This window comes from Foetidibacter luteolus (assembly GCF_009650435.1).
In the GTDB taxonomy this organism is placed as follows: Bacteria; Bacteroidota; Bacteroidia; order Chitinophagales; family Chitinophagaceae; genus Foetidibacter; species Foetidibacter luteolus.
The window spans coordinates 1-3629 of the sequence record NZ_VVIP01000006.1; the positions used below are offsets into that span (position 1 = coordinate 1).

The 3629-nt window shown below is 39.8% G+C and carries 4 protein-coding genes and 1 pseudogene; 2 read left to right on the top strand and 3 right to left on the bottom strand.

Annotated features, from left to right (window positions below):
* Positions 1-458 precede the first annotated feature (458 nt).
* Positions 459-896, bottom strand: coding sequence for a hypothetical protein (locus F0364_RS01830; RefSeq protein ID WP_153796046.1), 438 nt, complete (start codon positions 894-896; stop codon positions 459-461).
* A gap of 390 nt (positions 897-1286) precedes the next feature.
* Positions 1287-2222, bottom strand: coding sequence for a hypothetical protein (locus F0364_RS01835; protein WP_153796047.1), 936 nt, complete (start codon positions 2220-2222; stop codon positions 1287-1289).
* Positions 2223-2242: 20 nt separating this feature from the next.
* On the opposite strand from F0364_RS01835, the gene F0364_RS01840 reads away from it, so the two are divergent.
* The gene (locus F0364_RS01840; RefSeq protein ID WP_153796048.1) at positions 2243-2476 is read left to right on the top strand and encodes a hypothetical protein; all 234 of its coding nucleotides are present in this window, start codon (positions 2243-2245) and stop codon (positions 2474-2476) included.
* Here F0364_RS01840 and F0364_RS01845 read toward each other — a convergent pair.
* Positions 2464-2838, bottom strand: a complete 375-nt coding sequence (locus F0364_RS01845; protein WP_153796049.1) for a hypothetical protein — start codon at positions 2836-2838, stop codon at positions 2464-2466. The two genes, F0364_RS01840 and F0364_RS01845, sit on opposite strands and share 13 nt — an antisense overlap.
* A 51-nt stretch (positions 2839-2889) precedes the next feature.
* Between F0364_RS01845 and F0364_RS01850 the strand changes: the two are divergent.
* Positions 2890-3557: pseudogene (locus tag F0364_RS01850) on the top strand (IS630 family transposase); the annotation flags it as partial.
* Positions 3558-3629: the final 72 nt, after the last annotated feature.

Here is a 3629-nt window from a genome sequence, read left to right on the forward strand (position 1 = left end):
TGCCCCTGTTGCAAAACAGGCAAAATGATAACATTATTAAGCTTCGGCGCCAACGGCCCTCCCTGTGATATGATGGCTCAATGGAAAGCAGAACAGCAGAAAATAAATGGCTGATTATTTTTTCAAAGCGGGCCTTTGAAAGGGAACCCTATTGTACCTGGCGTACAAAAACAACCTTTACAGGCACAAAAAGAACAGTCTTTGCGTAGATAACCCTTCCTAAAAAGCGCAACCCAAATAAATAATGCTGACATCAACAACCCGGCAAGCCCGTCAGCATCTTTACAATGCAGACATTCGCTTCATTCAAAATCCATAACTAATTTGCACGGCTGCCAAAGCTTCCCCGCAATCCTGCGGGGCAGGCTAGTCAACATAGGCTTAAATCGAACCTCCGCTGCGCTCCGCTTCGTTTAAGCCCTATATGTTAGCTGCTTGTGGCTTTCTTTTCTCCATTCTCAAATCACTTTTTGTCCTTTGAGCAGTCCCAATATTAGATTTCCAATATATGTCAACTGTCCAGCAATAAAAAGAAATGTCACTATTTGAATTATATTGCCTACTAATTCGTGATTTTCTAAAATTGTTTGTGTCGGGTTAATCCCAACGTAAAGGGATGAAACAATTAACAGAGTTGAGGCAACAGTCGCAATAACGTGAACCCAGGTTGCTTTTGTTGAGTAAAGAAACTTCTTAGTCGCCAAATACAACAACCAAAAAGAAATCAGAAAGCAAGGGATTATCCAAACCATATTATCCAGGGGAACTCCGAACATTACGTTGTCTTGAAAGTCCACATTGGTAATAGGTCGCAAAGCAAGGACAAACAATAAAATGATTGTTGTCAAAAGAAGTAGAGCAAAGGGCTCTTTCCTAAAATTCAATGATGTTTGCATTTTTCTGAATTTTTAATTCCTAATCTAATTGCTTTTCGGTTTCGCCCCTATTATTCAATCCCTGTTACAGGTCAGGTTGTTTGTCAAGTAGTTCCCGCTCTACTTTATGTATTTGTTAAAACTATAAAAGCTTTTATTCCTCTCAAACTGTCTATCTATTGTTGAGGTGTCTGTCGCCATAGCTGCTAACGGGCACGGTTTGGCGATGTGGTGGTTCTTGAAAATCGTCAGCCCGTAACCGAAGCTAAATTTATAAATAAAAGTTGATTGTTTATTCCTTTGCTCGGTGTTATTCGTCGGCTGGAACTGAAGCCGATTAGCGAACAAAAAGTTGAACAGATATTCGTTGCCCCGCCATACTGCCAGACCGCCTGTTGGTGTCAGTTATGGTCATCTGCCGAAAGCCGTCTTTGCTTTTGTTACATATTCTTGTTGTCTCAAAGTTGTCGTTGTGTTTAGTTCCTTGTCATATAAGGTCGGCTTACCGTTGTAACGTGTAACTAATGTGTAAGCCAACAGTACTCCCCAGCCTTCCCAAAAGCACCGAACTTTATGACCGATTATATCATTGGCTGAAGTCGTTCCCGGTCCTCCGTCAATAACTATGTCAACTGACTTATCCTTGAAAATATCATCAATGTAAATTCTATTAATAGTAAGGTTTGGTACGTTAAAGCCCTCGTCGTATAGCTCTTTTAAGGTCTGGTAATACTTTCTTTTCAAATCAGCAAAGTCTGGAATCTTCTCTAAAATAATATCAGAATAAACGCCCCATTTCCATTCTTTATCCCACTGCCATCGTCCACTTTCAAGAGAGCAGGGATAGCCTTCATCTACAGCTTGTACTAACTCCGTTGTCTTTGCAAATATTAAAAATGCAATTTGCCCACCGTCCATATTACTGTAATTGTATTCATATTCAGGTTTGTTATCCTTTACAATCTGCTGCAAGCTTGGAAATACGGTTTCTAAGTCAACATAATCTCCTACAGAGCTTGTTCTGAATTCGTAAGATTTATCAATTATTTGATAAATAGAATAATACTGCTGTTTTGATTTGTCCTGTCCATCGCTAACAAATTTGTATTTAAACTCACCTAAATCCAGCATTTCCCTGACCAATTTTGTTAAGTCTGCTTGTCCATAAATACATTCAACATCAAAGCCGTAATCCTTAATGTTGTATTTCTTGCCTAATGAATCATGAAGCTTACTAATAGTCTTCCCAAATTTGTCTAAATTGCTGTATTTATCATCCAAAGTTGTTTTCTGTCCGCAAGAATTTAAAGTGAGGAGTATAGTTGCTATTATTGGCAGTTTTTTCATTAAGTAGTATGTCTTATTAGTTGCAGCCAACGGTACGGCTTGGCGATGTGGCGGTATTTGAAAATCGTCAGCCCATAACCGCTGCTGAATTTATAAATAAAAGTTCATTGTTTATTCTATTGCTCGGTGTTATTCGTCGGCTGAAACTGAAGCTGAATAGCGAACAAAAAGCTGAGAATCTATTCGTCGACCGCCATATTGCCAATGCATTGTTAGCAGCCCGTGCTGTTGTTGTTCGCCATTATTTTTCTTGAACTGTGTCTCGAGGCAAAATATATTTCCAAGACTTGCCGTTTCTTAAAACAAAAAAAGTGTCGTTGTTTTCCTTTTTAAATACAGAGTCTCCCATAACGATAAAACTTTCTGGATATTCTTTTAACCATAGCTTTGGTGTCCTTTCCATATGGTAAGTAAAGCCAAAATAGTTGTTTGAGTCCTTACCGAATTGGGCACCAAAGTAGTTTTTTCCTTCAACAATTCTTTTTACTGTTGCAGAAATTGGCGAGTCAATAGTCTTATTGTATTTATCGAATTCGTAATAAGTGCCACCAGTCTTAGGTAAGAGATTAACTACGGCAAAGAACAGTATTAAAAAGCCGACACTGGCTAGTGTCATGTCATTTATACTATGACGTATAATTTTGTATCTTTGCCATCCAAAAGGACTATGGTAAAGTATAAGGTTACACTGACACAACAAGAGAGGCTTGAATTACTCTCCATAACCAAAGGAGGTACACATACCTCCAAAAAAGTAATCCATGCATTGATTTTGCTGAACTGCGACGAGGGGGAATTTGCAGATAAAGTCAATAATGAAGACGTTGCCAAAGTGCTCAAAATCGGGATGCGGACAATAGACCGGGTAAAAAAGAGGTTTGTGGAAGAGGGTTTTGAGGCGGCGCTGGAAAACAGCCCGACTACGCGGGTGTATGAAAAGAAAGCGGACGGCGACATGGAGGCCCATTTAATTGCCTTAGCATGCAGCAAGGCCCCGGAGGGGTTTTCTAAGTGGTCATTGCGATTGCTTGCCGACAAGATGGTTGAATTAGAGTATGTTGATGATATTTCTTATGAAACCGTAAGGAGGGTTCTAAAAAAAACGAATTACAACCCTGGAAAGTGAAAGGTTGGGTAATCCTGCCGCTGAACAATGGCGACTTCGCAGCCAACATGGAACGTGTGCTTGACATATATAAAAGGCCATACGATAAAGATTGTCCGGTAGTATGCATGGACGAATCTCCGAAACAATTGATTAAAGAAACAAGGGGCGCTATTGAAATGATGCCGGGGTATGCTGCTAAAGAAGATTTTGAATATGAGCGTTGCGGAGTATCCCATCCAGCAAGTACATATTGGTAAAGAAAAACGCCGGATCTAATTTTACTGCTGCCAGTTGTGTGG

Coding starts and splice junctions, on each gene's coding strand:
- F0364_RS01845 (WP_153796049.1), bottom strand. CDS start 2,838: ATGACACTAGCCAGTGTCGGCTTTTTAATACTGTTCTTTGCCGTAGTT.
- F0364_RS01830 (WP_153796046.1), bottom strand. CDS start 896: ATGCAAACATCATTGAATTTTAGGAAAGAGCCCTTTGCTCTACTTCTT.
- F0364_RS01835 (WP_153796047.1), bottom strand. CDS start 2,222: ATGAAAAAACTGCCAATAATAGCAACTATACTCCTCACTTTAAATTCT.